Annotated in this window: 12 protein-coding genes and 2 pseudogenes; 9 read left to right on the plus strand and 5 right to left on the minus strand. The window is 69.7% G+C overall.

Features of this window, described 5'->3' with window-relative positions; genetic code table 11:
- Window positions 1-204 precede the first annotated feature (204 nt).
- Window positions 205-3,507: a family 78 glycoside hydrolase catalytic domain gene (locus tag OHT21_RS02590; RefSeq protein ID WP_328766536.1), complete on the plus strand. Its 3,303-nt coding sequence runs from the start codon at window positions 205-207 to the stop codon at window positions 3,505-3,507.
- An 87-nt stretch (window positions 3,508-3,594) separates the two neighbouring features.
- On the opposite strand, the gene OHT21_RS02595 is transcribed toward OHT21_RS02590, so the two are convergent.
- Window positions 3,595-4,296: an SDR family NAD(P)-dependent oxidoreductase gene (locus tag OHT21_RS02595; RefSeq protein WP_328766537.1), complete on the minus strand. Its 702-nt coding sequence runs from the start codon at window positions 4,294-4,296 to the stop codon at window positions 3,595-3,597.
- Window positions 4,297-4,433: 137 nt separating this feature from the next.
- Between OHT21_RS02595 and OHT21_RS02600 the strand changes: the two are divergent.
- Both OHT21_RS02600 and OHT21_RS02605 read left to right on the plus strand, forming a co-directional pair.
- Window positions 4,434-4,685 (plus strand): annotated as a pseudogene (locus tag OHT21_RS02600) (helix-turn-helix domain-containing protein); the annotation flags it as partial.
- A 364-nt stretch (window positions 4,686-5,049) separates the two neighbouring features.
- Window positions 5,050-6,156 carry a hypothetical protein gene (locus tag OHT21_RS02605; protein ID WP_328766538.1) on the plus strand — a complete coding sequence of 369 codons (1,107 nt, stop codon included), beginning with the start codon at window positions 5,050-5,052 and terminating at the stop codon, window positions 6,154-6,156.
- 62 nt (window positions 6,157-6,218) lie between these two features.
- Here the strand turns inward: OHT21_RS02605 and OHT21_RS02610 are convergent, their stop codons facing one another.
- The 3 genes from OHT21_RS02610 to OHT21_RS02620 all read right to left on the minus strand — a co-directional run bounded on the left by OHT21_RS02610 (window position 6,219) and on the right by OHT21_RS02620 (window position 7,726).
- Window positions 6,219-6,776: a hypothetical protein gene (locus OHT21_RS02610; RefSeq protein ID WP_328766539.1), complete on the minus strand. Its 558-nt coding sequence runs from the start codon at window positions 6,774-6,776 to the stop codon at window positions 6,219-6,221.
- A 116-nt stretch (window positions 6,777-6,892) separates the two neighbouring features.
- Complete coding sequence (locus tag OHT21_RS02615) at window positions 6,893-7,216, minus strand: hypothetical protein (protein WP_328766540.1); 324 nt, start codon at window positions 7,214-7,216, stop codon at window positions 6,893-6,895.
- A 105-nt stretch (window positions 7,217-7,321) separates the two neighbouring features.
- On the minus strand, window positions 7,322-7,726 hold the full coding sequence (locus OHT21_RS02620; RefSeq protein ID WP_328773938.1) for an ATP-binding protein: 405 nt from the start codon (window positions 7,724-7,726) through the stop codon (window positions 7,322-7,324).
- Window positions 7,727-7,918: 192 nt separating this feature from the next.
- On the opposite strand from OHT21_RS02620, the gene OHT21_RS02625 reads away from it, so the two are divergent.
- Both OHT21_RS02625 and OHT21_RS02630 read left to right on the plus strand, forming a co-directional pair.
- A complete protein-coding gene (locus OHT21_RS02625) occupies window positions 7,919-8,749 on the plus strand; it encodes a helix-turn-helix domain-containing protein (protein ID WP_328766541.1) in 831 nt (276 codons plus the stop codon).
- Complete coding sequence (locus OHT21_RS02630; RefSeq protein ID WP_328766542.1) at window positions 8,746-8,937, plus strand: DUF397 domain-containing protein; 192 nt, start codon at window positions 8,746-8,748, stop codon at window positions 8,935-8,937. Before OHT21_RS02625 ends, OHT21_RS02630 begins: the two co-directional genes overlap by 4 nt.
- 222 nt (window positions 8,938-9,159) lie before the next feature.
- Here the strand turns inward: OHT21_RS02630 and OHT21_RS02635 are convergent.
- Window positions 9,160-9,406, minus strand: a pseudogene (locus OHT21_RS02635) (helix-turn-helix domain-containing protein); the annotation flags it as partial.
- Between the two features lie 215 nt (window positions 9,407-9,621).
- On the opposite strand from OHT21_RS02635, the gene OHT21_RS02640 reads away from it, so the two are divergent.
- From OHT21_RS02640 to OHT21_RS02655, 4 genes are all read left to right on the plus strand, one after another.
- Entirely contained in the window at window positions 9,622-10,041 is a 420-nt protein-coding gene (locus OHT21_RS02640; protein WP_328766543.1) for a (R)-mandelonitrile lyase, read from the plus strand.
- Window positions 10,042-10,055: 14 nt separating this feature from the next.
- Window positions 10,056-10,781 carry an SDR family NAD(P)-dependent oxidoreductase gene (locus OHT21_RS02645; RefSeq protein WP_328766544.1) on the plus strand — a complete coding sequence of 242 codons (726 nt, stop codon included), beginning with the start codon at window positions 10,056-10,058 and terminating at the stop codon, window positions 10,779-10,781.
- Window positions 10,782-11,093: 312 nt separating this feature from the next.
- Entirely contained in the window at window positions 11,094-11,243 is a 150-nt protein-coding gene (locus OHT21_RS02650) for a fumarylacetoacetate hydrolase family protein (protein WP_328766545.1), read from the plus strand.
- Window positions 11,244-11,254: 11 nt separating this feature from the next.
- On the plus strand, window positions 11,255-12,277 hold the full coding sequence (locus OHT21_RS02655) for a zinc-dependent alcohol dehydrogenase (protein ID WP_328766546.1): 1,023 nt from the start codon (window positions 11,255-11,257) through the stop codon (window positions 12,275-12,277).
- Window positions 12,278-12,291: the final 14 nt, after the last annotated feature.

A 12,291-nucleotide genomic window follows, 5' to 3' on the forward strand; every position in this document is an offset into this window, starting at 1 on the left:
TTGAGCGGTACACAATCACTGCAGCTCTCCGCACGATCTTGGTGGGGATAACCCCACCCTGAACCCCGCCGCTCGCCCAACCTCCGCTGTCACACACCTTGTTGGGTGCCACTCGCGTACATAGCATTTCCCGGCAAGGGGAATTTTGAATCGTTTCAAGCACAGCTTCGTTGTCCGCGGCGACACAGCGAGCGAGGAACGCGCATGGGCCAGTTCTGGAACCGGAGACTCTTCCTGAAAGGCACGACGGCGGGCGTGGGCGGCGGGTTCACCGCGTTCTCCTCCGGCCCGGCGGCGGCCGGCACGCCGGCGGGGGGTCCGGAGGGCGACCGCACCGGAGCGCTCCGCGTCGAGCGCACCACCGTCGAGTACGCCGAGCGGCTCCTCGGTACCGACGTCGAACACCCCCATCTCAGCTGGGAGTTGTCCGCTCCGGGGCACGGCGCCCAGCAGAGCGCGTACCAGGTCCAGGTGGCCCTCGACCCAAGGGAGCTGACGGATGGCACCGGGGCGGCGGCCAAGCCGGTCTGGGACTCGGGGAAGGTGGCGTCCGACCGCAGCGTGGGCGTCCCCTACGAAGGGCCTGCGCAGCGACCCCGTACCCGCTACCACTGGCGGGTACGGGTCTGGGACGGCGCCGGGCGGCCGTCACGCTGGAGCGAGGTCCGCTGGTGGGAGACAACGTTGTTGGCAGCCGACTGGCAGGCCGCAGGTGCCCGCTGGATCGGCGCCGAGCCGCCCCCGCAGCCGCCCTCCCTCTCCGGTGCCTCGTGGATCTGGTCTCCGGACGCCACGTCCTCCGACGCCCCTGTGGGGCCGCGCTGGTTCCGGGCGGTGCTGCGTCTGCCGGACGGTACGCGGGTGCGGCGGGCCACCGTGGTCGCCACCGCCGACGACGACTTCACTCTCCATCTGGACGGCCGGCAGGTGCTGCAGGCGCCGGAGCAGCAGGATGGCTGGCGCACCGGCCACGCGGTCGATGTCACCGAGTTCACGGAGGAGGTCCGCGGCGCCGGCCGCCCGGTGGTGCTCGCCGCCCGTGCCACCAACCGTCCCGGCGCCTCCGTGAACCCCGGCGGCCTGCTGGTCCGGCTGGTCGTCGAGACGGAGGACGGTGACGGACCGTATGAACTGGTCACCGGCCCCGGCTGGCGTGTTTCCGCCACTGAGCCCCAAGAAGGCTGGCAGCGCCCGGAGTTCGACGACGCGGCCTGGGATCGGGCCGCCGTTCTCGCCCCCTACGGGCAGGGGCCCTGGGGCAGCGGGGTGAGCGTCGCCGCGCCGGAGCAGCCCGCGCCGCTGCTGCGCCGCGCCTTCACCGTGCGGCAGCGGATCTCCCGCGCTCGCCTCTACATCAGCGGACTCGCCTACTACGAGGCCGAGATCAATGGGCGCAGGGTCGGCCGGCAGGTGCTCGACCCTGGCTTCACGGACTATGACGAGACCGTGTTGTACGCCGTCCACGACGTCACCGGGCTGATCGGGCGCGGCGAGAACGCCATCGGTGTCACCCTCGGCCGCGGCTTCTTCGGCATGACCACGCCCAACGTCTGGAACTGGCACCGCCCGCCGTGGCACGGCGAGCCCCGGCTGCTGGCCCAGCTGGAGATCGACCACCCGGACGGCTCCCGCACCACCGTCGCCTCGGACGGCGGGTGGCGGATCACCGAGGGGCCGACCCTGTCCAATTCCCTCTACGCGGGCGAGACGTACGACGCACGCCGGGCCCCGCACGGCTGGACCCGTCCCGGCTTCGACGACAGCGGCTGGCGGGCGGCGGGTGTGCAGCAGGCCCCCCGGGGCGCGCTCAGGGCGCAGCCGCACGACCCGATCGAGATCGTCGAGACGGTACGGCCGACGGAGATCACTGAGCTCCGCTCCGGGGTGTACGTGGTGGACATGGGCCGCACCATGGCGGGCTGGACCCGCCTCACCGTCCGCGGCGCCGAGGCGGGCACCGTCGTCCGCCTCGTGCACGGCGAGAAGCTGAAGGCCGACGGAAGTGTGCACGCCGAGACCGGCCACGTCCCGGGCCGCTTCCAGACCGACGAATACATCTGCGCGGGCGGCGCGCGTGAGGTCTGGGAGCCGAAGTTCTCGTACAAGGGCTTCCGTTACGTGGAGATCCACGGCCTGCCCGCGCGGCCCACCCCGGAGCAGGTGCTGGGGCGGCTGGTGCACACCCGTGTCGAGGAGGTCAGCTCCTTCGGCTGCTCGGAGCCGTTCTACGAGTGGCTGGACGGTGCCATGCGCCGCACGCTCCTCAACAACCTGCACGGCATCCCGACCGACACCCCCATGTACGAGAAGAACGGCTGGACCGGCGACGCCCAGGTCGGCGCGCCGGTGATGGCGTACGCCTTCGGGGTGCACCGCTTCCTGTCCAAGTGGCTGGGCGATCTGGCGGACAGCCAGAACGGCGAGGGGCAGCTGCCGGTGATCGTGCCGAGCGGCGGCTGGGGGTACCAGGAGCTGGCCCCCTCCCCCGAGTGGACGACCGTCTACCCGTTCGTCGTCCGTGAGTTGTACCGGGTGTACGGGGACGAGCGCGCCGCCCGCGAGCACTGGGCGACGCTGACCCGGTACCTGGACTGGGAGCTGGCCCGGTTGCGGGACGGGCTGGCGGTCACGGCGCTCGGCGACTGGGTGGCGCCCGGCTACGAGATTCCCCCGGAGGACACCCGGCTGACCGCGACCGCGTACCTCCACCGGGCGCTGCTGAACACCGCCGAACTGGGCGAACTGCTGGGTGACGGCGAGGCCGTGAAGCGGTACCGGGAGGCGGCCGAGAAGCTGAAGACCGCGTTCAACCAGGCGTTCCTGAGTCCGGAGGGCCACTACCGTACGGCAAAGGATCCCGGCTACCGGCAGACGTCCAACGCGATTCCGCTGGCCTTCGGCCTGGTGCCGCCCGGCGCCCGCGCCTCCGTGCTGGACAGCCTGGTGGCGGACATCGAGGCGCGCGGCAACCATCTGAACACCGGCTGTCTGGGCACGAGTGTGCTGCTGAAGGTGTTGTGTGCCCACGGCCGTCCGGACGTGGCCCACGCCGTCGCGACGCAGCGGACCTATCCGAGCTGGGGGTACTGGCACGCAGCCGGCGCCGACACCATGTGGGAGATGTGGCCGCTGGACTCCCGCTCCCGCGACCACTACTTCCTGGGCACGGTCGCGCAGTGGCTGTACGAGAACGTGGCCGGGCTGCGCCCCGGGGACGCCGGCTACCGCACCTTCTCGGTGCGCCCCGACGCCCGTACGGGAGTGGACTGGGCCCGTACGTCGATCCGTACGGTGCGCGGCGAGGCGGCCGTGTCCTGGTCGCGGCTGGACCGGGAGCTGCGGCTGTCGGTGCGGGTGCCGGTGGGCTCGACGGCCGAGGTGCATGTGTCGGGAGAGGCGCGCGACCGGGTGGCCGCGCCGGAGGGCGCGGAGTTCCTGCGCAGCGACCCCGCGTTCGTCGTCTTCCGTGTCGGGCACGGGGAGTGGACCTTCACCGGCCCGGCGTGACCGAACCGACGGCCCCCGGAGCGCGGAGATCGACGCGTACCTGGCCGAACTCGACATCGCCATCACCCCCGAGAAGCGATCGGATCGTTACCAGGCGGCCGGGCCGGTGTGGTCGAAGTAGCCACCGGTCGGGCCGTCGGCGCCGATGGTGGCCATGCGGACGATGCTCTCCGCGCCCTCTTCGACGGTTTGGGTGCCCTGATGGCCGTTGAGGTCGGTGGCGGTGTAGCCGGGGTCGACGGCGTTGAACCGCATGTCGGGATACGCCTTGGCGTACTGCGAGGTGACCATGACCAGCGCGGTCTTGGAGGAGTTGTAGTCCAGCACCGTCACCTGGGACTCGATCCGGCTGGGGTCGGTGGTCACCGCCAGCGAGCCCAGACCGCTGCCGACGTTGACGACGACCGGGACATCGCTCGCTTCCAACAGCGGCAGGAAGGCGTGCGTGACGCGTACGACGCCGAAGACGTTCGTGTCGTACGTGGTCATCATGTCGGCCCCGGTGACGTCGCCGACCCGACCGATCTTGCCCGCGCCCACGATCCCGGCGTTGTTGACCAGGACGTCGAGGCGGCCGGCGTCCGCGCGGACGAATTCGGCGGCGGCCTTGACGGAGTCCTCGTCGGTGACGTCGAGCTGAACGAAGCGAGCACCGAGCCGCGCAGCCGCCTCCCGGCCGCGGTGGGCGTCGCGTGCCCCGGCGTAGACGGTGTGCCCGGCCTCGATCAGACGGCGGGCCGTCTCAGCCCCGAGGCCCTTGTTCGCGCCGGTGATCAGCGTGGTGGTCATGAAATGTTCGCTCCGGTGATCGATGGGATGCTGTCGCCTCCACCCTCATCGCACCGCGGACGGACAGACAGTGCCCGCCGTTGCCTGTGGACTGCCAGTACCAGGCTGTCCGGGCGCGGCGGCCGGATACTGGGGTCGTGAGCGGATCCAGGGAACTGGGCAGGGCGCTGCGTGGCTGGCGCGACCGTACGGCCCCCGCAGCGGTGGGAGTGCCCGCCGGCGGAGTACGGCGGGCCGCCGGGCTGAGACGCGAGGAACTGGCGCAGTTCGCCAGCCTGTCGGTGGACTACATCGTCCGCCTGGAACAGGGCCGGGCGACCTCCCCCTCACCGCAGGTGCTGTCCGCGCTGGCCCGCGCCCTGCGGCTGTCGGCGGCCGAACGTGAACACCATCCTTCAGGAAGAGCTCGCTGGTGGGCATCCGGCTCTCATTCCCACACTCGGCGGCAGTCGGGGCGCGCTGATCTCGCGGATCTCACGCGCGACATCCAATCTTGCCTGACTTGCCATGCCTTACGCCCAGGCCAGACGCAAGTTCCGTGACATGAGTGTCACGTTGAGCGACCCAAGAGGGCGAATTCATTGCGGAATGTGGCAGATAGGCACCTCGCTGTGACATTCGGCTGGGTGTGCCCCCTTCCGCAGCCTGGCCGAGAACCACTTACGCCCACATACGGCCGTCTTGCGCTCCTTTTTGACCGGCTCTGACACTCATGACCAGCGGGGCGTGCTTCATGACCGTGAGGGGGACCCCATGGGGGGCGACGGGATCGAGGGCTTACTGCGCGACCGGTTACTGATCATGGTGAACGACAGGTCGGCGATCGGCCTGCTTCCGCACATCGACGGAAACGCCGGAGGCCTGCTTCTCACAGGTGTCGACGCGGCGCTGAGGTGCCGGAACATACGCAACAGTTACCCGGACACGGTCGTTGCCGTCGACTACGGCGGCCACGAGCACCGGGTCGCAACCGTCGACCGGCCCTTCGGCTACCAGGCGGCCGGCGGCTGGCACGCACTCGACTCCTCCGGCCTGGAGGAGGTCCTGAACGGCCAGTTGGCCAACAAGGCGGCGTTCGCGGTGACCCCGACCTGCTTCATACCGCCGGACGAGGAGGGCGACGCCCGCGTCCTGCATGCGGTGATCGCCCAGGCCAACCGGCTGGAGCGGACGGACACGGTCGTTGTGCTGCCGTGCAGCTACCGCTGGCTGCGGGGCGAGTCGCTGCTGCACCTGGTGATGGCGGTACGGGCCAGCCGGCACCCCGTGGCGTTGATCATGCAGCACTCCAAGGACCCGTTGGAGCGGGTGGGTGTGGCCGAGGGCCTGCACGTGCTGTGCCGGTCGTGTCCGCGCCTGTTGCTGTGGCGCACGGACCTGGCGGCCTTCGACGCGCTGGCGCACGGGGCGTTGGGCACGGCGGTGGGAGTCACCGCCATGCTCCGTCACGGCATGGACCCGCGCCGGAAGGGCCGGGGCTGGCGGCCGTATCCGGTGGTGCTGGTCCGCGAGTTGCTGAAGTACCACCGGGTGGAGGTGCTCCAGGACTGGTTCGCGCGCGTCGAACCGTGGACGTGCGGGTGCGCGGTCTGCGAGGGCGCCGAGTTGTCGCGCTTCAGCGAGAGCAACGCCGACGTGCGCGAGTCGCAGCGGCACAACACGTGCGAGTTGTACGCGCTGCACGACGAATTGATCTCGGCCGATGCGGGCCAGGACCGGCTGGAGTGGTGGCGACAGATCGTCGACGACGCGGTTGCGCGGCATCACCTGCTGACCTCCGACCTCGGGGAGGAGGTCGCGCATCCTCCGGTGCTGCACTACTGGCAGCGGGCGAGCCCGCCGGCGGTTCCGCTGCCGTGACGCATTCGAGAGCGGGCCGCCCTGCCATGGGTGCTCTGGATGTTCTGGGCACCCATGGCGGGTCAGGAGCCATACAGCGCCCCGCCATCGGAGGCCGACATCTGGTCATTGTCCGGGTCCGTCGTCTTGGGCTCGAAGCGGAGTACGGCTCCCGAAGCGTTGGTCTTCTTCACGGTGACCTTGACTCCGTTGGTGAGCCCCAGGAAACCGGTGCCTTTGATATAGCCGGACACACTGTTCAACTCCGCGCGATCGACCTCGAACGTCACCTCGTCCGGGCTGACGTAGGTGAGGAGGAACCTGGTGAAGCCGAGCTTGGGGTCCAGGGGAATGCGAGCGGCGCCGCGGATGACGATCTCGCAGTCGGCGTCCCTGCACGCCTTCAGGTCGGAGCCGTCCGCCGCGCTGAGTGCGGGCGGCGCGGATGTCTTCTGGGGGCTGGGGCTGCTGGTGGCTGTCCGACTGGGCGTCGCGGTGGACTTGCTGGGTGTCGCGGTGGACTTGCTCGGGGCCTCACCGGAGTCGTCCGCCGTCGAGGAACACGCGGTGACGGGCAGGAGAAGCGTCGTGATGAGCAACGGCAACTGGAGCGCACGCTTGACCGTGGTCGAATACTTCATGCCCCCTCTTGTAGCCCCAGCGGGCCGGGAGGGGTCCCCACCTCGCGCCGACCGGTGATCACCTTGGCCCCCTTTTGCCGAAGATGTCGCGGATGACCTGCGCACCGTCCACATGGTCACTCGGTCCGTGCGAGCTTGAAGTCGTACGTGCACATGGGGAGTTCCACGCCCTGGCGGTGTGCGAGTGGCAGGAAGAGTACGGGTCGGACCGTCCATGTGATGCGCGTGCTGACATGGGTGATCGATACGGTCCAGGGCTCGCGCCGCAGGAGAGCGCGTCGGGTGTCGGTGCGGTGGTCGTAGAGCCTTTCCCATGCCCCCGCGCAGGCTGCCGCGTCGAGGGCCGGCGAGATGGTGCGGAGGATCGTCGCCACCCAGTTGTCCACCTCCACGGCGAAGTACGCGTCGCAGTATCCGAAGAGTGCCGGCGCCTTACGCACGTCCAGGTCCCGTGTCCAGCACGCGCCCCAGAAGCCGGGGCCGGTCGTCGCCCTCAACACAGATGCCCTCTCAGTTCTCGGATCTCCGTTCTGGGTTCTCGGTTCTCAACGGAGGTCGATCTCGGCCCAGATGACCTTGCCGGGTCCGCAGCGGTCTGTGACGCCCCAACGGGAGGCGATGGCCTCGACGATGACGAGCCCACGACCGTGGTCGGCAGTCGGATCCGTGGCGCCGGTCGCGGGCGGCTGTGCGGCGACGGGGCGGTCCCCTCGGGCATCGGCGACCTCGATGCGCAGTACGTCCGTACGGTGCTCAAGGCGTAGGGAGAAATCACGCCCCGGTACGCGTGCGTGGAGTACGGCATTGGAGGCCAGCTCCGCGACGACGAGGGCCACGGTGTCGGAGACGTCCGAGCCGAACGGGATGCCCCAGACGTCGAGTTGGTACGTGGCGAGACGGCGGGCGAGGCGGGCGCCGCGTCGGGTGGCGCTGAGCTGCTGGAAGAACATACGTACGGTGACGGCCGGTTGGGCCTGAGGTGCGGTCATGCGGTCCAGCGTCGCGGGAGGGAGAGCACCGCAACAGGCACAGCCCTGGTACAGCCGCGGCTGGGTGGGTTCACTGAGTGGACAGGGTGGGTGACACCCCGTAACCATGGGCGAGTTGATGTCCCGGTGGGGTACGTGGGAGGTGAGCCGGGCGTGTTGGACGGCGTCGCGAGCAGTGAACCGGAAGTGTCGGACGGCCTCAAGAGCTTCGGCGCGGTCCTGAAGGCGTTGCGGGAGGAAGCGGGCCTGACACAGGAGGAGTTCGCACCGCTGGTGGGCTACTCGGTGCATGCGGTGGCCAAGCTGGAGCAGGGGAAACGGTTCCCGTCGGTCAAGTTCATCGAGCGGGCGGGGGCGGTTCTCGGGGCCCCACGGGTGCTCAAGGCGGCGGCGCGGCATCTGACACGGAGGCAGGGGCTGGCGTCGTGGTTCGTGCAGTGGGCGGGGATCGAGGAGGAGGCGATCTCGCTTTACGCGTATGAGTGCCGGGCGATTCCTGGGTTGTTGCAGCCGGAGGCTTACATCCGGGCGATCTTTGAGCGGAGGCTTCCGCCGGTCACAGAGGAACGACTGGAACGTGAGACTGCTGCGCGGCTCGAGCGACAGCAGCTCCTGATGCAGAAGCCGAACACGGCCTTCAGCTTCGTCATCGAGCAGGCGCTGTTGGAACGGCGAGTGGGTGGAGCGGGAGTCACGAGGGCCCTCATCGGGCACCTCCTGGAGGTTGGGAAGCTACGCAACGTGGAGATCCAGCTCATGCCGCTGCGACAGGAGGACCACGTGGGCGTTGACGGCCAGATGTACCTGGCAGAGACTCCTGACAACCAGTGGATCGGCTACACCGAGGGTCAGCGTTCGAGCACTCTGATCACGGCATCGAAGGACGTGAGCGTCCTGCTCCAGCGCTATGGCAAGCTGCGTGCGCAGGCCCTCGATTGCAGGGCCACGGTGAGCCTGCTGGAACACATGCGAGGAGCGCTATGAGCACCACCGAACCGGCGTGGTTCAAGAGCAGCTACAGCGGTAGCGAGGGGGACAACTGCGTCGAGGTCGCTGACTGCCATGAAGCTGTCCGCGTCCGGGACTCCAAGGACAAGGAGGGCGGACAGCTCGCCCTCTCCCGCACCACGTGGTCGGCCTTCGTCGCGTACGCGGCAGACGCCCGAGTCTGACGCCTACCCAACGCCCGTGGGGCTGCAGGAGTTCTGGACTCCGGCAGCCCCAGTGCCACGTTGTGCCTACTCGGCGTCGAGGGCGGACTGCTCAGGGGCACTCGTCTCCTTCGAGGCCGCAGCCTTACGTCCCCGCGCCCGCTTCACTGGCCGCCAGCCCTTGAGGTCCGCTGCGCTGAGCCGATGCTTGCCCATCTGCTCATCGAGGAAGGCATGGCAGTCCAAGTGGGAGCGTTCGGCTTCATCTAGCTGGAGTGCGTTCGCGACGGCGCCGAGGACTTCCTCCGAGGCGGCCGCGCTCCAGGCGGACGTAGTAGTCGATGCTGACGCCAGCGAGGAGAGCGACTTCTTCGCGGCGCAGGCCCGGCACGCGCCGGTTGCCGCCGTAGGCGGGCAGGCCGGCCTGCTGCGGGGTGATCTTGGCTCGGCGGGAGGCCAGGAACTGCCGTATGTCGCTCTCGGTACTCACGGCCTCCAGGCTAGATCGATCGGCGTACGGGAGGGGGGTCCTGTCAGTACCTGTAACGGCAGACCCTTCTCCAGCTCATTGATCTGCGGAACGCTGTCCGGCAAGCCTCCTGCGCGCTCCGTCGCCTGCGCCGACTGCAGCGCGGCTGTCGAGGCCGAGGCAGGGAACTCGTCGCCCAGGTCGCTGCCTCTCCCCGTACACCTGAAAGGCACATCATGGAATTCGTCAAGCCGCAGGCCACGGTCAAGGCTCCCGCTGACTGGTTCACCGGCGATGTCTGGTTCGACGTGATCTACGCGGGCCAGGAGCCGTCCCGGATGCGTGCCAACCTGGTCCGCTTCTCCCCCGGCGCCCGCACCCACTGGCACTCCCACGCGCTGGGCCAGGCCCTGCACGTCGTCTCGGGCATCGCCCTGATCGGCACCCGTGACGGCACCGTCTTCGAGGCCCACCCCGGCGAGACCGTCACCTGCCCGCCGAACGAGGAGCACTGGCACGGAGCCACCCCCGACCGCTTCATGGAGCACATCGCCATGTGGGAGGGCAAGGTCGACGGCAGCGAAGAAACCACCTGGAACGAACCGGTCCCCGACGAGCAGTACGACCGCCCCCGCCCCCGCACCCGCATCCGCTGAAAGGTGGTGCGATCGTGAGCCGCATTCTGGTGACCGGTTCCGCGGACGGCCTTGGACGTGCCGCGGCTGATTCGCTGCTGTCCGCGGGACACGAGGTGGTGGTGCACGCCCGGAATCCGGAGCGCGCTGCCAGCCTCGACACGTTCGTCGACCGCGGGGCGCACATTGTGGTGGGCGATCTGACGGACCGTGACGCCGTACGCCGTATCGCCGCCGAACTGATCGACGCGGAGCCTCTCGACGCGGTCATCCACAACGCCGGCGTGTGGAGCGGCCCGGCGGTCATGCCGGTCAACGTCATCGCCCCGTACCTGCTCACGACCCTGCTCCCGGGTCCGCGCCGACTGGTGTACCTGAGCAGCGGCTCGCACTTCGGTGGGCGCCCCTCGCTCGCCGGGGTCGACTGGCGGGGCAGGAGCGCGGGCTCGTACTCGGACAGCAAGCTGTACGTCACTACGCTCGCCGCCGCGGTGGCCCGGCTGCGCCCCGGGGTGCTGAGCAACGCCGTCGACCCGGGCTGGGTGCCGACCAAGATGGGCGGGCCCAGTGCACCGGACGACCTCGAGCTCGGTCACCGGACGCAGGAGTGGCTGGCGACGAGTGACGATCCCGAGGCCCTGACGACGGGCGGGTACTGGTACCACCGCGAGCGGCAGCAGCCGCATCGCGCGGTCCACGACGAGGCGTTCCAGGAGCGCCTCTTGCGGGCCTTGGCCGAGGAGACGGGCACCGCTTTGTGACCGAGTGCGCGTTACGTCCAGCCATGAAGCCGAGGAGCCGGAGGACGTCAGTACGTCGCGCGTCCCCCGCTGATGTCGTACACCGGTGTGATGACGTTGATGAGGACGCCGCTCGTGGCCAGTTCCTTGCCTGCGGACTTGGTGAGGGCGATCACGGCGGCCATCGAGGCGGAGTAGACGGAGAGATTGGGTTGCCGTCCTTGCCCGCCATGCTGGCGAAATTGACGACCCGGCCCCAGCCGCGGTCCCGCATGCCGGGCACGGAGGCCGTCCTTCCAGTAATCGGTACGGTGGTCTAGCATCCGGAACATCATGGAGCCCGGCGACCTCATCAACACCGGAACCCCGCCCGGCGTCGGCATGGGCTTCACCCCGCCCGTATGGCTGCGGCCCGGCGACGTGATGGAACTGGGCATCCGGCAGCTCGGCACCCAGCGCCAACACGTCGTCGCGCCACGGTGAACGCCCGCCGCATGCGAGCGTTCGTGCTGACCGCACCCGGTACGTACGAGGTACGGGACGTGCCCGCGCCCGAGCCGGCTCCGGGCGAGGCCATCATCGACGTCGAGCGAGTCGGCGTGTGTGGCACCGACGTGGAGTTCTTCACCGGCGAGATGGCCTACCTCCACCAAGGCCACTCCTCCTACCCCATGCGGCTCGGCCACGAATGGGCCGGGCGCGTGGCGGCCGTCGGCGAAGGCGTCGACGCCGTGTGGATCGGCCGGCGGGTCATGGGCGACACCATGCTCGGCTGCGGCACCTGCCGGCGCTGCCTGCGCGGCCACCAGCACGTGTGCGACAGGCGGCAGGAGCTCGGCATCCGCGGGGATCGGCCCGGCGCCCTCGCCGAGCGACTCGCCGTCCCCGTCTCCTCGCTGCACGTGCTGCCCGACAGCGTCGACGCCACTCTGGGAGCGCTGGTGGAGCCCGGCGGAAACGCCCTGCGGGCAGCGCAGGCGGCCGAACTGCGCTCCGGGGACAGGGCGTTGGTGCTCGGCCCTGGCACCATCGGCCTGCTCGTCGCCATGTTCGCCCGCGCCGTCGGCGCCGAAGTCCACCTCATGGGCCAGACCGACAGCTCCCTCGCCTTCGCCCGCGGTCTGGGCTTCGACCACGTGTGGCGGGAGAACCAGGTTCCGGACCTGCCCTTCGACGCGGTCGTCGACGCCTCGAACGCGGCCCATCTGCCCGCTACGGCTCTCGACCTGGTCGAACCGGGCGGCCGAGTCGTCTACATCGGGCTGTCCGGCGAACCGAGCCGGATCGACACCCGCACCCTCGCCCTCAAGGACGTCACGGCGGTCGGCATCTTGTCCGCCTCCCCTGGCCTGGACGCCACCATCCGGGCCTATGCCGACGGGTCCGTCGATCCCAGGCCCCTGGTCGCCGCGACGGTCGGCCTCGCTCAGGCCGGTGCCGTCCTCGCCGGCGAACGTCCGCCGGACGCGGGGTCGGGCCCGAAGATCCACGTCGATCCCCGCCGCCCCGGCGACTGACCTGATCGAGAAGT

This window comes from Streptomyces sp. NBC_00286 (assembly GCF_036173125.1).
Lineage (GTDB): Bacteria > Actinomycetota > Actinomycetes > Streptomycetales > Streptomycetaceae > Streptomyces.